Genomic DNA, 3,704 nt, shown 5'->3' on the forward strand with positions numbered 1-3,704 from the left:
GAATAGAGTCTTCTTCTCATCTGTCAAATCGTTCACAATTTGCTGGAATTAGCACCTTATTAACGAATGAATGTTAATGGTTGCTGAGGCGTCATAGGGCCAGTCCCTCTACCTCTCTAGATAAGAATGTTCGTATGAAATTTTATTATGGTTTTAACTTTACAACAAAAGATAATTGAATTGCAACTTTATTTTAAATATTTTTTATTTTTCCGCAAGTGTCATTGACTTTTATTTTAGTGCGTGCTAAATTTATAAAAAAATTAACAAACATTGTTAAAAGGGGAACGTATTTCCTTTTAGTTACATAAATAAAATAATAAAGACAAACTCTTATTGAGAGCGGTGGAGGGAAAGGCCCTGTGAAACCCGGCAACCTTCAAACTAAATGTTTGAAACGGTGCTAAAACCTGCAAAACGTGTGTTTTGCATGATAAGAGGAGGAACAATTATGTCCCCCTCTTCAAAGTGAAGAGGGGGTTTTTATATTGATAGAAATGAGGGAGATTCGTGAAATTACTAGATTTATTATCAAAAGGAATTGTAATAGGTGATGGTGCAGTTGGAACTTTATTACATTCTCATGGTTTACAAAGTAGTTTTGAAGAATTGAATTTGTCTGATCCAGACTTAATTATATCGATCCATAAACAATATGTAGCTGCTGGAGCGGATGTTATTCAAACGAATACGTATGGTGCGAATGAAGCGAAACTCCGCATGTATGGTCTAGAAAATCAAGTTGTCCAAATTAATAAAGCGGCAGTGAATATTGCGAAAGCATCAGTAACAGAGCGGAATGCAATTTTAGGGACAATTGGAGGTATGAAACATATTGGTGCTGTTACAACGACTGATATAGAGCGAGAATTTATGTTACTTGAGCAGGCAGGTGCTTTACTAGAAGAACAGGTTGATGGATTACTATTAGAAACATTTTATGATGAATTTGAATTATTGCATGCCGTTAAAGTATTGCGTAAACAAACGAATATTCCGATTGTTGCTCAGTTAGCGTTACATGAGGCAGGTACGACTCAAAATGGGAATGATGTCAATGAAATATTAAAACAGCTTTTGGATTACGGTGCCAATGTTGTTGGATTGAACTGTCAATTAGGGCCACTTCATATGACGGAAGCTTTCAAAATGATATCGATTCCTCAAAATGGCTATTTATCAGCATATCCGAATGCAGGTCTCCCGAATTATGTGGAAGGGCGTTACGTATATGAGGGAAGTCCAGCGTATTTTGAAGAGATGACACCGAAATTTATTGAGCAAGGTATTCGGTTATTGGGTGGTTGTTGTGGTACTACCCCGGAACATATTGAAGGAATGAAACGTGCTATTGCAAATGTTGCACCTGTAGTAGCAAAGGAGACGATTCAAAGGCCTAAAGTGGTCCATACACATGAGAAGCGTTCGAGAGCTCATGTTACTCTCGCAGAAAAGGCAAAGGAACAAACGACAGTTGTAGTGGAATTAGATCCACCGAAAACGTTAGACACGCAGCGTTTTTTTGAAGGGGCAAGAGCACTGAAAAGGGCTGGAGCGGATGCTATTACTCTAGCAGATAATTCATTAGCATCTCCTCGCGTTTCGAATATGGCTATGGGTGCATTATTAACGAAGCATGATATTCCAGTATTAACGCATTTAACGTGTAGAGACCATAACGTCATTGGACTACAGTCTCACTTGCTTGGATTATCAGCATTAGGTATGGAGGAAGTGCTAGCTTTAACTGGTGATCCAGCGCGCGTTGGCGATTTCCCAGGTGCAACTTCTGTATATGATTTGTCATCGATAGAGCTCATTAAAATGATTAAAGAGATGAACGACGGTCGCTCTATTTTAGGGAAATCAATTGGTCCGGCAACAAGATTTTCTGTCGGAGGGGCATTCAATCCTCATGTAAGGCATTTAAAAGCAGCGGTCAAGCGAATGGAACGAAAAATTGATGCTGGTGCTGAATATTTCTTAACGCAGCCGATATATGATGTTGCTTTAATAGAAGAAGTATATGAAGCGACAAAGCATTTGGAACAACCTATCTTTATTGGAATTATGCCGTTAGTAAGTAAGCGGAACGCAGATTTTCTTCATTTTGAAGTGCCGGGTATTACTCTCCCTGAAGAGATAAGACAAAGAATGGATGGACATGAAACGAAAGAGGCAGCCATAGAGGAAGGGATTCGTATTTCACAAGAGTTGATCGATGCGGCGATGAAATACTTTAACGGTATTTATCTTATTACACCGTTTTTAAAATATGAAATTACAGAACATCTCGTGAAATATGTGAGAGAAAAGCAAGAAGTGAAAGAAGGTATTAATTGATGAAACGAATAGAAGAGAGATTACAACATGAAATTTTAATATTAGATGGTGCAATGGGAACGATGATCCAGCAAGAAGACTTAACAGCGGAAGATTTTGGAGGAGAAGAATACGAAGGTTGTAATGAATATTTAGTAAAAACAAGACCGGATGTTATTTTAAATATTCATAAAGTCTACATTGAAGCTGGAGCAGATATTATTGAAACGAATACGTTTGGTGCAACAAATATTGTATTAAGTGATTATGCATTGTCTCATTTAGATGAAGAGTTAAACGAAAGGGCAGCGCTTTTGGCGAAGCAAGCGGTTAAAGAAAGTGGGAAAGAAGTGTATGTTGCGGGAGCGATGGGACCAACGACGAAAGCGATTAGTGTTACAGGCGGTGTGACTTTTGAAGAGTTAATTGAAGCCTATACAAGACAAGCGAGAGGACTATTAAGAGGAGAAGTTGATGTATTACTCGTTGAAACGAGTCAAGATATGCGTAATGTGAAAGCTGCGTACATGGGAATTCAATCGGCGTTTGAAGAACTAAACAAAATAGTACCTATTATGATTTCTGGAACAATTGAACCGATGGGAACGACTTTAGCGGGTCAAACGATCGAAGCCTTTTATTTATCGGTAGAGCATATGAAGCCATTATCGGTTGGATTAAACTGTGCTACTGGTCCAGAATTTATGAGGGAACATATACGTTCCCTATCTGATTTATCGGAGTGTTATATTTCGTGTTATCCAAACGCTGGTCTTCCTGATGAAGATGGGCATTATCACGAATCTCCAGCGTCACTTGCTGAAAAAGTAAAACGTTTTGCTGAAGAAGGATGGATTAATATTATTGGTGGTTGTTGTGGCACAACACCAGAACATATACGTGTAATGAAATCGGCGCTTGCCTCGATTAATCCTCGTGAGCATCATGAAAGGGTTGGACATGGAATTAGTGGACTAGAAGCGTTGCAATACGATGATTCTATGAGGCCTTTATTTGTTGGAGAAAGGACGAATGTAATTGGATCGCGTAAGTTTAAAAGATTAGTAGCAGAAGGGAAATTTGAAGAGGCTGCTGAAGTGGCAAGAGCGCAAGTGAAGAAAAATGCTCATATTATTGATATTTGTATGGCAGACCCTGATCGTGATGAAATAGAAGATATGGAAAGATTCTTGGCAGAAGTTACGAAAGTGTTAAAAGTACCGATTATGATTGATTCAACAGATGAAAATGTTATGGCGAAAGCTCTTACTTATATTCAAGGAAAAGGTGTTATCAATTCTATTAATTTAGAGGATGGAGAAGAACGTTTTGGAAAAGTGACACCCCTTCTTCGGAAATACGGTGCTGCGATAGTTGTAGGG

Annotated in this window: 2 protein-coding genes and 2 riboswitches; both genes read left to right on the forward strand. The window is 38.4% G+C overall.

All coding sequences use genetic code 11. The annotated features are described in order from the left end of the window. Window positions 1-13: 13 nt before the first annotated feature. Window positions 14-127: riboswitch (SAM riboswitch) on the reverse strand. A gap of 203 nt (window positions 128-330) precedes the next feature. After that, window positions 331-440: riboswitch (SAM riboswitch) on the forward strand. Between the two features lie 70 nt (window positions 441-510). Further along, complete coding sequence (locus AC1DJR_RS21340) at window positions 511-2,343, forward strand: bifunctional homocysteine S-methyltransferase/methylenetetrahydrofolate reductase (RefSeq protein WP_131246339.1); 1,833 nt, start codon at window positions 511-513, stop codon at window positions 2,341-2,343. Then, the coding region (locus AC1DJR_RS21345; protein WP_477003449.1) for a homocysteine S-methyltransferase family protein at window positions 2,343-3,704 on the forward strand (1,362 nt) is incomplete at its 3' end. The genes AC1DJR_RS21340 and AC1DJR_RS21345, both read left to right, overlap by 1 nt.

Source organism: Bacillus sp. 05T31 (assembly GCF_056396725.1).